This is a genomic window from Mesorhizobium sp. WSM4844 (genome assembly GCF_055811775.1).
The window spans coordinates 111114-124810 of the sequence record NZ_JBVVQB010000018.1; the positions used below are offsets into that span (position 1 = coordinate 111114).

Annotated in this window: 7 protein-coding genes and 1 pseudogene; 7 read left to right on the plus strand and 1 reads right to left on the minus strand. The window is 64.8% G+C overall.

Features of this window, described 5'->3' with window-relative positions:
- Window positions 1-10 precede the first annotated feature (10 nt).
- The 4 genes from AC0L2A_RS16780 to AC0L2A_RS16795 all read left to right on the plus strand — a co-directional run bounded on the left by AC0L2A_RS16780 (window position 11) and on the right by AC0L2A_RS16795 (window position 6255).
- Window positions 11-1045: an ABC transporter substrate-binding protein gene (locus tag AC0L2A_RS16780; protein WP_287173374.1), complete on the plus strand. Its 1035-nt coding sequence runs from the start codon at window positions 11-13 to the stop codon at window positions 1043-1045.
- A gap of 67 nt (window positions 1046-1112) precedes the next feature.
- Window positions 1113-2309, plus strand: a complete 1197-nt coding sequence (locus AC0L2A_RS16785) for a serine hydrolase domain-containing protein (protein ID WP_473609719.1) — start codon at window positions 1113-1115, stop codon at window positions 2307-2309.
- Window positions 2310-2390: 81 nt separating this feature from the next.
- On the plus strand, window positions 2391-3572 hold the full coding sequence (locus tag AC0L2A_RS16790) for a serine hydrolase domain-containing protein (protein ID WP_473609720.1): 1182 nt from the start codon (window positions 2391-2393) through the stop codon (window positions 3570-3572).
- A gap of 376 nt (window positions 3573-3948) precedes the next feature.
- The gene (locus tag AC0L2A_RS16795) at window positions 3949-6255 is read left to right on the plus strand and encodes a Tex family protein (RefSeq protein ID WP_473609721.1); all 2307 of its coding nucleotides are present in this window, start codon (window positions 3949-3951) and stop codon (window positions 6253-6255) included.
- Here AC0L2A_RS16795 and AC0L2A_RS16800 read toward each other — a convergent pair.
- Window positions 6256-7151 (minus strand): annotated as a pseudogene (locus AC0L2A_RS16800) (LysR family transcriptional regulator). It lies immediately after the preceding gene.
- Window positions 7152-7337: 186 nt separating this feature from the next.
- Between AC0L2A_RS16800 and AC0L2A_RS16805 the strand changes: the two are divergent.
- From AC0L2A_RS16805 to AC0L2A_RS16815, 3 genes are all read left to right on the plus strand, one after another.
- Window positions 7338-8543, plus strand: coding sequence for an acyl-CoA dehydrogenase (locus AC0L2A_RS16805; protein WP_473609723.1), 1206 nt, complete (start codon window positions 7338-7340; stop codon window positions 8541-8543).
- A 123-nt stretch (window positions 8544-8666) separates the two neighbouring features.
- Entirely contained in the window at window positions 8667-12062 is a 3396-nt protein-coding gene (locus tag AC0L2A_RS16810; RefSeq protein WP_473609724.1) for a transglutaminase family protein, read from the plus strand.
- Between the two features lie 6 nt (window positions 12063-12068).
- Window positions 12069-13697, plus strand: a 1629-nt coding sequence (locus tag AC0L2A_RS16815; RefSeq protein ID WP_473609725.1) for a circularly permuted type 2 ATP-grasp protein, incomplete at its 3' end; no start/stop codon positions are given.

A 13697-nucleotide genomic window follows, 5' to 3' on the forward strand; every position in this document is an offset into this window, starting at 1 on the left:
GAGAGATACGATGAAGTGGAAACTGACTGCGACGGCGCTCAGCGCCGCGCTGTTCGCCTCGGCGGGTCTCGCCCGCGCCGACGGCGAACTCAACATCTACAATTGGGGCAACTACACCAGCCCCGAGCTCGTCAAGAAATTCGAGGAGACATACAAGGTCAAGGTGACAGTCACCGACTACGATTCCAACGACACCGCGCTGGCCAAGATCAGGCAGGGCGGCAGCGGCTTCGATGTCGTGGTGCCCTCGGCGAGCTTCGTGCCGATCTGGATCCAGGAAGGGCTGCTCCTGGAGACAGAGCCGAACAAGATGGAGAACTTCAAGAACATGGATCCGAAATGGGTCGATGTTCCCTTCGATCCGGGCCGCAAATACACCGTGCCGTGGCAGTGGGGCACGACTGGCGTCACGGTCAACACCGCAGTCTACAAGGGCGATCCCAACACCTCGGCCATCTTCCTGGATCCGCCGCCGGAACTGGTCGGCAAGATCAACGTCGTTCCCGAAATGGCCGACGTCATGCATCTCGCCATCAGATATGTCGGCGGCGAGCCGTGCACCGGCGACAAGGAGGTGCTGAAGAAGGTGCGCGATGTGCTGGTGGCGGCCAAGCCGAAATGGATCTCCATGGACTACGGCACGGTCGAGAAGTTCGCCAAGGGCGACTTCGCCGCCAGCGTCGACTGGAACGGCGCGTCGTTTCGCACCCGCCTGCAGAACAAAGACTTCGTCTATGGCTATCCGAAGGAGGGCTATCCAATCTTCATGGACAATCTTGCGGTGCTAAAGGACGCCAAGAACGTCGAGAACGCCAAGCTGTTCCAGAACTTCGTTATGGATCCAAAGAACGCCGCGCTGATCTCGACTTTCGCGCGCTACGCCAACGGCATCAAGGGATCGGAAGCCTTCATGCCTGAGGACATGAAAACGGCGCCGGAGGTCAACATCCCCGCCGAGTTCGCCGACAAGGGCACGTTCATGCTGACCTGCGCGCCCGACGTGCAGGCACTCTACACCAGGATCTGGACCGAACTGCAGAAGTGATCGCATCGTTGACGGACCCGGCGGCGCGCGCCGCCGGGTCCGTTTTCATATTGCCGGGACGCATCTCATGACCTCCTACCGCAACAGTGAACCGGTGCCGCCGATCATGCAGGGCTCACCGCCCAAGATGGTGCCGCCGAAGCTCGACTGGGATAGGGGACCCTGGAACCGGTGGGCGTTCCAGCACATCCGCGAAATCCTGCCGACCGTCGAAGTCTGGCGCGGCAATGGCCATCGCCGCCGGTTCGAGCGCGCCGACGTCGATCTCGACGTGCTGCCGGTGGGCGGCAGCACGGGGCAGCCTTCGACGCTGGCCGGGCTGCTGGACGAAACCTATACGGATGGGTTCCTCGTGCTCAAGGATGGCAAGATCGCCTATGAGCGCTATTGCAACGGCATGACCGAGCGCACGCTGCATTTGTCGCAGTCGATGGCGAAGTCGGTCACGGGCTCGGTGTTCGGCATACTCGCCGGGCGCGGCCTGATCGATCCCGCCATGCCGGTGACGACCTATCTGCCGGAGCTGGAAGCTACCGGCTGGGCCGGCGCCAGCGTGCAGCATGTGCTCGACATGACGTCCGGCGTGCGTTTTTCCGAGGAATACACCGACCGCTATTCCGATATCGGTCAGGTCGATGTCGCCAGCGGCTGGAAACCGGTGCCGCCGGACAGCGACCCGGCCTTCGAGTGGCCATCGCACATGTTCGAATTGATCCTGCGGCTCAAGAAGACAAGCCGGCCGCATGGCGCTGCGTTCGAATATCGTTCGATAGAGACCGACGTGCTCGCCTTCATCATGGAACGGGTGACCGGCAAGCGGCTGGCGCAACTGGTTTCGGAAGAACTCTGGCAAAAGCTCGGCGCGGATGAAAGCGCCTGCTTCACCGTCGACAGTGCCGGCTACGCCATCGCCGATGGCGGCTTCAACGCCACGCTGCGCGACTATGGCCGTTTCGGCCAGCTGATCCTCGACAATGGCGGCGGCGTCGTGCCGGCCGACTGGATCGAGGCGACGCGCACCGGCAGGCATGGACCGGACTTCAATCCCAGCCTGCCGCAAGGCAGCTACCGCAACCAGTTCTGGATCGAGGACCCGCGTTCGCGCGCGCTGATGTGCCGGGGGGTGTTCGGGCAGCTGATCCATATCGACTGGAACACGAGAATGGTCGTGGTGAAGCTTTCGAGCTACGCGGATTTCACCAGCATCGCCTTTTCGGTGGCGACGATGAAAGCCGTCCACGCGATCGCCGCCGCGCTTGGCTAAGTGACCGTTTGGAAACTCTACTCTGGCGGCCATCTGATTTCGAAACAGTCTCTAAGTTCCTAAAAACCGGAAGGAAAAGCTATGACCGGTAAGACCGCGTTCGAGACCAGACATGGCTTTGCCCGCAACAAGGTGCTGCTCGGCAACTGGCGCGAAAGTCCGTTCAGCCGGTGGTCGTTCCAGAATGTCGGCGAGTTGGTGCCGAGCGCACGTGTCGCTGCAGCGTCAAGCGGCAGTGAGGCGCCGGCACAGGATCTTGACGGGCTGCTTGACGAAAAGGTCGCGCTGACCGGCGGCGCCGAGACCGTTGCGGCCTTTCTCGCGCGCTCCGACACCGACGCGCTGACGATCATGAAAGCCGGCAAATTCGTCGGCGACTGGTTCGCACCGCATATGGAGTTCGGCGCGCGCCACATCATCTTCTCGATCAGCAAGTCGCTGACCGCCATTCTGGCCGGCATATTGGAAGGCGAAGGAGTTTTCGACCCGCAGGCGCCGGTGACCCGCTATCTGCCGGAAGCTGCTGGCTCGGCCTATGGCGATGCCAGCGTGCGGCATGTGCTCGACATGAGCGTCAGCCTCGACTTCGAAGAAGCCTATCTCGATCCGGAAAGCGCCTTTGCCCGCTATCGCCGCGCGACGCTGTGGAATCCGGGCGGCGGCATGGAAAGCCTGGCCGACTTCATCCTGACGCTGCAGCGCCTTAACGAGCCGCATGGCCGGACGTTCCGCTACCGCTCGCCCAATTCCGACCTGCTCGGCATCCTGCTCGAACGCGCGTCCGGCCAGCGCTTCGCCGAGTTGATGCACGAGAAATTGTGGCTGCCGCTTGGTGCAATGAGCGAAGCCTCGGTGACAGTCGACATGGCCGGCACTGCGCGCACGGCCGGCGGCATTTCGGTGACGCCGCGCGATCTGGCCCGGGTCGGCGAGATGATGCGGCAGGGCGGCATCGCCCATGGCCGCCGCATCGTGCCGGAAGCCTGGGTGCGCGACACTGTCAGCACAGGCGGAGACACGGACGCCTGGCAGCTTGGCGCGATGGCGTTCCGCTTCCCGCAAGGCCGCTACCGCAACAAATGGTACCAGACCGGCGCGGCCGGCGGCGCTTTTTGCGGTATCGGCATCCACGGCCAGTGGCTCTACGTCGATCCCAAGGCGGAGGTGGTTATCGCCAAGATGTCGTCGCAGCCTGAGCCGGTCGACGAGCCGCTCAGTGTCGATATGGTCACCTTCTTCGATGCGCTGAGCCGGATGGTCTAGCAGGGCAATCGTATCCGACTGGCAATGTCAGCGCTGCCCCTCATCCGCCTGCCGGCCCCTTCTCCCCGTATAGTGACGGGGAGAAGGGGCTGGCCGCACCGCGGCGCTATTTTTTGCAACGCTGGTCGTTGACGAAACCCTTTGCGAAGGCGTCTTTCTTCCCGTCACTATACGGGGAGAAATGCCCGGCAGGGCAATGAGGGGCAGCGCGCACGTCTGAAGGGCACGGGCAAATCCAGGCGTGGGCGCATTCTGCCATGCGAATTTCCAACGTGCTTTCCTGTGGAACTCTTGATCGGTCGAAAAGAGCGAGGTTGGCGGGGCGACGCTCTGCGCCTATGGTCGCCGCTCTTTTCGACAGGACAGCAGGAACGACATGGCATCCGAGCGCATCGCAGCAATCATCGCAGCCGAGATCACGGCCCGGCCCGAACAGGCCGCGGCGGCGATCGGACTGCTGGATGAAGGCGCGACAGTGCCGTTCGTGGCGCGCTACCGCAAGGAGGTCACCGGCGGCCTGGACGACACGCAGCTGCGCCTGCTGGCCGAGCGCCTAGCCTATCTGCGCGAGCTCGATGCGCGCCGCGACACCATTCTCGGTTCCATCCGCGAGCAGGGCAAGCTGACCGAAGAGCTTGAAACCAAGATCGCTGCGGCCGTCACCAAGGCGGAACTCGAAGACATCTATCTGCCCTACAAGCCGAAGCGCCGGACCAAGGCCGAGATCGCGCGCGAGCGTGGGCTGGGACCGCTGGCCGAGGCCATCCTTGCCGATCGCGCCGCGGTGCCCGCAGAACTGGCGCTGGCCTACATCACTGAAGAGGTGGCCGACGCCAAGGCGGCGCTCGAGGGCGCGCGCGACATCCTGTCCGAGCGGTTCGCCGAGAATGCCGATCTGGTCGGCAGGCTGCGGAGCTACATGAAGCAACGCGCCTTCATGCGGTCGCGCGTTGTCGACGGCAAGCAGGAAGCCGGCGCGAAATTCTCCGACTATTTCGACCATGTCGAGCGCTGGGCCAATGTGCCGAGCCATCGCGCCCTGGCGATGCTGCGCGGCCGCAACGAAGAGGTGCTCTCGCTTGAGATCGAAGTCGATGCCGACGACGCGTCGCCGGTGAAGCCGGTCGAGCGGATGATCGCCGATGCCTACGCCATCGGCCGCCAGTTACCGGGCGACCGCTGGCTGATGGAGGTGGCGGGCTGGACCTGGCGCGTAAAGCTGTCGCTGCATCTGACGCTCGATTTGATGCGGGATCTGCGCGAGCGGGCCGAGGAGGAGGCGATCCATGTCTTCGCCCGCAATCTGAAGGACTTGCTGCTCGCTGCCCCGGCCGGCTCGCGCGCCACGATGGGGCTCGACCCCGGCATCCGCACCGGCGTCAAGGTGGCGGTGGTGGACGGCACCGGCAAGCTGCTGGCGACGACGACGGTCTATCCGTTTCCGCCAAGGAATGACGTGCGCGGCACGCAGGCCGAACTGGCAAAGCTCATCCGCCTGCACAAGGTCGAGTTGATTTCCATCGGCAACGGCACCGGCAGCCGCGAGACGGAAAGGCTGGTCGCAGACATGCTGGCCGACATGCCTGCCGAGTCCGGGCCGAAGCCGCTCAAGGTGATCGTCAGCGAGGCGGGCGCCTCCGTCTATTCCGCCTCGGCAACGGCAGCGGCGGAATTCCCCGGCCTCGACGTGTCACTGCGCGGCGCGGTGTCGATCGCGCGGCGGCTGCAGGATCCGCTGGCCGAACTGGTCAAGATCGAGCCGAAGTCGATCGGCGTCGGCCAATACCAGCACGACGTCGACCAGTACCGGCTCGGCCGCTCGCTGGAAGCGGTGGTCGAGGACGCGGTCAATGCCGTCGGCGTCGACCTCAACACCGCCTCGGCGCCGCTTCTGGCGCGGGTTTCGGGTCTTGGCGCATCGCTGGCCGAGGCGATCATTGCGCACCGTGACGCGGCGGGTCCCTTCGCCAGCCGACGTGACCTGTTGAAGGTCTCGCGCCTTGGACCCCGCGCCTTCGAGCAATGCGCCGGCTTCCTGCGCATTGCCAACGGCACCGAACCGCTCGATGCCTCGGCCGTGCATCCCGAAGCCTATGGCGTGGCGAAAAAGATCGTTGCGGCCTGCGGACGCGACCTCCGCTCGCTGATGGGCGACAGTGCCGCTCTCAAGGCGCTCGATCCGCGTGTCTTCGTCGATGAGCGGTTCGGCCTGACGACGGTGCGCGACATCCTGGCGGAACTGGAAAAGCCCGGCCGCGATCCACGCCCCGGCTTCAAGACCGCCACCTTCGCTGACGGCGTTGACGACATCAAGGATTTGAAGCCAGGCATGCTGCTGGAAGGCACCGTCACCAATGTCGCCGCTTTCGGCGCCTTCGTCGATATCGGCGTGCATCAGGACGGCCTGGTGCATGTCTCGCAACTGGCCGACCGTTTCGTCAAGGACGCGCATGAGGTGGTCAAAGCCGGCGACGTGGTCAAGGTGCGCGTCGTCGACATCGACATCAAGCGCAAGCGCATCGGCCTGTCGATGCGCAGGGATGGTGACGGCGGCACACCGAAGCCGCGCGACAACGGCAACAGACCGGTGCCGCGCGCGCCGGCGCCGCAGCGCCAGCCGGAGCGGCCGGTGCAACAAGGCGCGTTCGGCGCCGCGTTGGCCGATGCGTTGAAGCGTAAGTAGCTACTTCTCCGGCGGCACATGGCGCAGCAGCCAGTCGCGAAAACTGGCGACCGGCGGATGGCCGCGCTTGTCATGCGGCACGACGAGGTAATAGGCGCTGCGGCTCTGCATCGGCCGGCCCGGCGCCGGCACCAACTGGCCCCGTTGCAATTCGCCTGAGATGAGGACCTGCGGCAGCAGCGCCACGCCGAGCCCGGCCATGCAGGCCTGGGCGGCGGTGCCGAATTGCTCGAACTGCATGCCGGGCCCGGTCGGTGCGCTCAATCCCTGATGCTCGAACCACTCGGTCCATGCGCCGGGCCGCGTCGCCATATGCAGCAGTGGCAGGCGGCCGATATCGGCAGGCGTGGCAATGGCGCGGCCGGCCAGAAATTCGGGCGAGACAACCGGCGCCACTGTCTCGCGCACCAGCAGCGTCGAGTCGGCACCGGGCCAGTCGGGCAGGCCGTATGGATGGCGGCGTCGAGCCTCTCGCGGGCGAAGTCGAAACGGCCGATGCGGGTGACGAAATTGATGGTGATATCAGGGTTGCTTTCGACGAAATCCGGGATGAGCGGCATCAGCCAGCGTGTGCCGAAGGTCGGCAGGATCGCAAGGTTCAAGATGCCACTATGCCGATTGCTCATCAATCCAAGCGCTGCGTCGCGCAATTGACCCAAGGCGGCGCGCACCGCTTCGGCATAGATCTCACCGGCCGTCGACAGCCTGACATTGCGGCTGTCGCGTTCGAACAGCTGGCGGCCGAACTGGTCCTCCAAAAGTCTGATCTGGCGGCTGACGGCGCCCTGGGTCAGATCGAGCTCCCTTGCGGCGGCGGTGAAGCTGCCCAGCCGGGCCACCGCCTCGAAGGCGGCAAGGGCGCTGATACCAGGCAAAAGGCGGCGCTGCACGTTCATGATCCATTACTAACGCTCATTGGTTGGCGAAGCAATTTCGTTTGATTTTTTCGAACCGGAAGCCGATAAGCCGCCCAATTCATGTTGTTGTTTGTGCATGTCGTTATCCCAAACCGCCGGACACCTTCGGGTCAGGCCCGAGGGCAAGCTTTTGGGCGACATGCAAGAGTTGGGAGAGCGAGAGCCATGGCCGCCGACAAGAACGCATTCGTCTGGGATGATCCTTTCCTGATCGAGGACCAGCTGTCGGAAGACGAGCGGATGGTGCGCGATGGCGCAGCGGCATTCGCCGCCGACAAGCTCGCCCCCAGGATCGAGGAAGCCTATCTCGAGGAAAAGACCGATGCCGGGATCTTTCGCGAGATGGGCGAAGCGGGTCTGCTAGGCATCACCATTCCGGAAGAATATGGCGGGCTCGGCGCCAACTACGTCACCTATGGCCTGGTGGCGCGCGAAGTCGAGCGCATCGATTCTGGCTATCGCTCGATGATGAGCGTGCAGTCGTCGCTGGTGATGTATCCGATCCATGCCTATGGCTCGGAGGCGCAGCGCAAAAAATACCTGCCGAAGCTGGCGTCAGGCGAATGGATCGGCTGCTTCGGGCTGACCGAGCCGGATGCCGGTTCCGACCCTGGCGGCATGAAGACGCGGGCCGAGAAGACGGCGAACGGCTACAAGATCTCCGGCTCGAAAATGTGGATATCGAACGCGCCGATCGCCGACGTGTTCGTCGTCTGGGCAAAGTTGTCCGACAAGAGTGGGGGCGCGCATGACGGCGAGATTCGCGGCTTCGTGCTGGAAAAAGGCATGAAGGGGCTGTCGGCGCCAAAGATCGACGGCAAACTCAGTCTCCGCGCGTCGATCACCGGCGAAGTGGTGATGGAAGGCGTCGAGGTCAGTGAGGACGCGCTGCTGCCTAACGTGTCGGGCCTGAAGGGGCCGTTCGGCTGCCTCAACCGGGCGCGCTACGGCATTTCCTGGGGGGCGATGGGCGCGGCGGAAGATTGCTGGCACCGGGCCCGCCAATATGGCCTTGACCGCAAGCAGTTCGGCAAGCCGCTGGCCGGCACGCAGCTGTTCCAGAAGAAGCTCGCCGACATGCAGACCGAGATCGCGCTGGGGCTGCAGGGCAGCTTGCGGGTCGGGCGGCTGATGGATGAGGGCAAGATGGCGCCCGAGATGATCTCGCTCGTCAAGCGCAACAATTGCGGCAAGGCGCTCGACATTGCCCGCCAGGCCCGCGACATGCATGGCGGCAACGGTATCCAGATCGGCTACCACGTCATGCGCCACGCGCAGAACCTGGAAACGGTCAACACCTATGAGGGCACGCATGACGTGCATGCGCTGATCCTCGGACGGGCGCAGACCGGGTTGCAGGCGTTTTTCTGAGCCGGCCCCTGGGCCGGCAACGCTGCTTAAATTAGATGCACCGCAACATCTCTGCTTGGAGAATGGCCAGCATTTGTGTCAGGGTTCGGCGAGTTCGTTTGAAACGCCGACTTTCGGGGTCCCATGGCAATTCTGGCAGCCGTCTACCACCTGACCCATTACAAATATGACCGGCCGGTCGTCCTCGGCCCGCAGGTCATCAGGCTGCAGCCGGCGCCGCATTCCCGCACCAAGGTGCTCAGCCATTCGTTGAAGGTCGGGCCGGCGAACCACTTCGTCAATCTGCAGCAGGATCCCTACGGCAATTTCCTGGCGCGCTTCGTGTTTCCGGAACCGGTGACGGAACTGAAGATCGAGGTCGACCTCGTCGCCGACATGACGGTCTACAATCCGTTCGATTTCTTCGTCGAGCCGGCGGCCGAGATCTTTCCGTTCGAATACCCGGAAGAGATCAGCGCCGATCTCGCCATCTACCGGACGCCGGAACCGGCTGGACCGCTGCTGTCGGCGTTCCTGCAAACCATCGATCGCCACCCAACCAATACCGTCAATTTCGTCGTCGACCTCAATGCCCGCCTGCAGCGCGAGGTCGCCTATATCGTGCGCATGGAAACCGGCGTTTTTTCGCCGGAGGAAACGCTGGCCGCCAAGAAAGGCTCGTGCCGCGATACGAGCTGGCTGCTGGTGCAGATCCTGAGGAACCTCGGCATCGCCGCGCGCTTCGTTTCCGGCTACCTGATCCAGTTGAAGCCCGACCTCGTCGCGCTTGACGGACCGCCCGGCACGGCGACCGACTTCACCGATCTTCATGCCTGGTGCGAGGTCTATCTGCCGGGGGCCGGCTGGATCGGCTTCGACCCGACCTCCGGCCTGCTCACCGGCGAAAGCCATGTGCCGCTGGCGGCCACGCCGCATTTCCGCAACGCCGCGCCTATTTCCGGCATGGCGAGCTTCGCCAATGTCGAGTTCGGCTTCGACATGCGGGTCGACCGCATCGCCGAGCACCCGCGCATCACCAAGCCATTCTCCGACGAAAGCTGGCAGGCGCTTGACGCATTGGGCAGGCAGGTCGACGCCGCACTCGAAGCCGGGGACGTGCGGCTGACCATGGGTGGCGAGCCGACCTTCGTGTCGATCGATGATTTCGAGGCGGAGGAGTGGAACACCGCCGCCGTCGGCCCGACAAAACGCGAAAAGGCCGATGCGCTGATCCGCCGGCTGCGTGAGCGTTTCGCGCCCGGCGGCTTCCTGCACTACGGGCAGGGCAAGTGGTATCCGGGCGAAAGCCTGCCGCGCTGGACCTTCTCGCTGTACTGGCGCGCCGACGGCGAGCCGGTGTGGAGCGACCCGTCGCTGATCGCGCGGGAGAACAGCGAAGCAGATGAAGCAGGCGAAGCAGAAGTGGGGCCGAAGCAGGCTGAAAGCCTGCTGACGGCGATTGCCGATGAACTCGGCATCGACAAGTCAATGGTCAGCGAAGCCTATGAGGACCCGGCTGAGTGGCTGCTCAAGGAAGGCAAGCTGCCGGAGAATGTCGATCCGTCCAATTCGAAGCTGGACGACCCCGAGGAGCGCAGCCGCATGGCGCGGGTGTTCGAACGCGGCCTGACCAAGCCGTCGGGCTATGTACTGCCTGTCCAGCGCTGGAACAGCCAGGCGTCGGGACCGCGCTGGCGTTCGGAGAAGTGGAAGACGCGGCGCGGCAGGCTGTTCCTGGTGCCGGGCGATTCACCGGTCGGCTACCGCCTGCCGCTCGGCACGCTTCCCCATGTGCCGCCGGCGCAGTTCCCCTACATCGTGCCGGTCGATCCTTCGCTGCCGCGCGGACCATTGCCGGCGCGCGAGGCTATTTTGCCTGAAGCCGCTTCTTTGCCGGAGGCTGCCCCGGCCGAACTTGAAGGCGCTGACGAAATGGCGCGCCGCCAGCAGGCGGCGTCCTTCACCGCAGCGACCGGCCAGCAGGACCGTGTCGAACAGGAGATTACCGAGATCGGTGGCGCGGTGCGCACCGCGCTGTCGGTCGAGCCGCGCGACGGACGGCTTTGTGTATTCATGCCGCCGGTCGAGGCGCTGGAAGATTATCTCGAACTTGTCGCGGCGGCCGAGAACGCGGCAAAGGCTATCGGCCTGCCGGTGCATATCGAGGGCTACGGTCCGCCACACGACCCGCGCCTAAACGTCATCCGCGTGGCTCCGGATCCCGGTGTCATCGAGGTGAACATCCATCCGGCTGCGAACTGGCAGGACTGCGTGGCGACGACCACAGCGATCTACGAGGAGGCGCGGCAGACGCGGCTTGGCGCCGACAAGTTCATGATCGACGGCCGTCATACCGGCACCGGCGGCGGCAACCATGTCGTCGTCGGCGGCGCAACACCCAACGACAGTCCGTTCCTGCGCCGCCCCGATTTGCTGAAGAGCCTGGTCCTGCAATGGCAGCGCCGTCCGTCGCTGTCCTACCTGTTCTCAGGCCTGTTCATCGGCCCGACCAGCCAGGCGCCGCGTTTCGACGAGGCGCGCCACGATTCGCTGTACGAGCTTGAGATCGCCATGGCGCAGGTGCCGCATCCGGACAGTGGCAGCGCCCCGTTGCCGTGGCTGGTCGACCGGCTGTTCCGTAACCTGTTGACCGACGTGACGGGGAACACCCACCGTTCGGAAATCTGCATCGACAAGCTGTTTTCGCCCGACGGCCCGACCGGCCGGCTGGGGCTGGTCGAGTTCCGCGGCTTCGAGATGCCGCCCAATGCGCGCATGAGCCTGGCGCAGCAATTGCTGGTGCGCGCCATTATCGCCCGCGCCTGGAAGAACCCGCTCGATGGCCGCTTCGTGCGCTGGGGCACGTCGCTGCATGACCGTTTCATGCTGCCGCACTACGTCTGGGCTGACTTTCTCGACGTGCTGGACGACCTCAAGCTGAACGGCTTTGAATTCCGTCCCGAATGGTTCGACGCGCAGCTTGAATTCCGCTTCCCGTTCTGCGGCGAGGTCCAGCATGCCGGCATCAAGCTGGAACTGCGGCAGGCGCTGGAGCCGTGGCATGTCATGGGCGAGCAGGGCGCGATCGGCGGCACCGTGCGCTTCGTCGATTCCTCGGTCGAGCGGCTGCAGGTGAAGACCGAAGGGCTCAATCCGGAACGTCATGCGGTCGTCTGCAACGGCCGCATCGTGCCGATGAAGGTGACCGACTCCAGAGAGATCGCGGTGGCCGGCGTCCGCTTCAAGGCCTGGCAGCCGTCATCGGGGCTGCATCCAGCACTGCCGGTCAACACGCCGCTGGTCTTCGACATCTACGATCGCTGGTCGGGCCGGGCGGTCGGCGGCTGCGTCTACCATGTCGCGCATCCCGGCGGGCGCAGCTACGACACTTTCCCGGTCAACGGCAACGAAGCGGAGGCGCGGCGGCTCGCCCGCTTCGAGCCGCGCGGCCATACGCCGTCCGCCTACGTGCTCCGCGACGAACAAGCCTCTGAGGATTTCCCGATGACCCTTGACCTGCGGCGGCCTGCAAGACTCTGATCAGCAATGGCAAAGGGGGATCACCAGGAAATACGCGGCAGGCCGCATAACCTGCTGGAGCACTACCAGCCGATCGACGGCGTCGTCGACGAGATGATCGATGCATCAGGCGATCCCCGTCCGGTCTGGAAGGAGTTCATCGAGGCGCTGGAAGATCTAGGGCCTGAAAAGCTCGCCCAGCGCTTCGCCCGCGCCGACCAGTATCTGCGCGACGCCGGCGTCTATTACCGTCTCTACGATCAGGCCGGCGCCAATGAGCGCGAATGGCCGCTGGCGCATGTGCCTCTCCTGATAGGGGAGCAGGAATGGGCCGCGATCAGTGCCGGCCTGGTCCAGCGGGCCGAGCTGTTCGAGGAAACGATTGCCGATATCTACGGGCCGAGCCGCCTGGTCGAGAAAGGCATCCTGCCGGCGGGGCTGATCGCGGCCAGTCCGGAATATTTGCGCCCCGTCGTCGGCACCAGACCGGCCAGCGGCCATTTCCTGCATTTCTGCGCGTTCGAGCTCGGCCGTGGACCGGATGGCCGCTGGTGGGTGCTGGGCGACCGCACGCAGGCGCCGTCAGGTGCCGGCTTTGCGCTGGAAAACCGCGTCGCCACAACGCGTGCGCTGTCCGACATCTATGGCGAGATGCATGTGCACCGCCTTGCCGGCTTCTTCCGTCGCTTTCGCGACGCGCTTAACGGCATGGCCAAGGGATCGGGCGGCCGTGTCGCCATCCTGACGCCGGGGCCACTCAACGAAACTTATTACGAGCATGCCTATATCGCCCGCTATCTCGGCATCATGCTGCTCGAAGGCGAGGATCTGACCGTCTCCGGCGGCCGATTGATGGTGCGTACGGTTTCCGGGCTGATGCCGGTCAGCGTGCTGTGGCGGCGGCTCGACGCCGCCTTCGCCGATCCGCTGGAGCTGCGGCCGGATTCGCAGATCGGCACGCCAGGGCTGGTCGAGGCGATCCGCCGGGGAGCCGTCTCAGCCGTCAACGCGCTCGGCTCCGGGCTGATGGAAACGCGGGCGCTGTTCGCCTTCCTGCCAAAAATTTCGCGCGAATTGCGCAACGAGGAGCTTCTCTTGCCGAGCGTCGCGACATGGTGGTGCGGGCGGGACGCGGACCGTGACCATGTGCTGGCCAACCTCGACCGCATGGTGATCGGTCCAGCGCTGTCGACGCGGCTTGCCTTCGAGGATGACGATTGCACCAGGCTGGGCTCAGCGCTGGTTGCCGGGGAAAGGGCCGAACTGATAGCCCGGATCGAACGGGACGGCGGCGCCTTCGTCGGACAGGAAGCGGTGACGCTTTCGACCACGCCGGTCTATGTCGGTGGCTGGCTTGAGCCGCGGCCGGCAGCCCTGCGCGTCTATCTGGCGCGAACGCCGGAAGGCTGGACGGTGATGCCCGGCGGTTTTGCCCGCGTCGGCTTTTCGCTCGACCCGACCGCAATCGCCATGCAGCGCGGCGGCCAGGCTGCGGATGTATGGGTGGTCAGCGACAGGCCGGTGGAGCGCGAGACGCTGCTGCCCCAGGAGCACGACAGCTTCACCCGCACCCCGCCAGGCAGCCTGCCCAGCCGCGCTGCGGAAAACCTGACATGGCTCGGCCGCTATATCGAGCGATCGGAAGGCACGGTGCGC

Coding starts and splice junctions, on each gene's coding strand:
- AC0L2A_RS16795 (WP_473609721.1), top strand. CDS start 3,949: ATGGCATCCGAGCGCATCGCAGCAATCATCGCAGCCGAGATCACGGCC.
- AC0L2A_RS16790 (WP_473609720.1), top strand. CDS start 2,391: ATGACCGGTAAGACCGCGTTCGAGACCAGACATGGCTTTGCCCGCAAC.
- AC0L2A_RS16810 (WP_473609724.1), top strand. CDS start 8,667: ATGGCAATTCTGGCAGCCGTCTACCACCTGACCCATTACAAATATGAC.
- AC0L2A_RS16805 (WP_473609723.1), top strand. CDS start 7,338: ATGGCCGCCGACAAGAACGCATTCGTCTGGGATGATCCTTTCCTGATC.
- AC0L2A_RS16780 (WP_287173374.1), top strand. CDS start 11: ATGAAGTGGAAACTGACTGCGACGGCGCTCAGCGCCGCGCTGTTCGCC.
- AC0L2A_RS16785 (WP_473609719.1), top strand. CDS start 1,113: ATGACCTCCTACCGCAACAGTGAACCGGTGCCGCCGATCATGCAGGGC.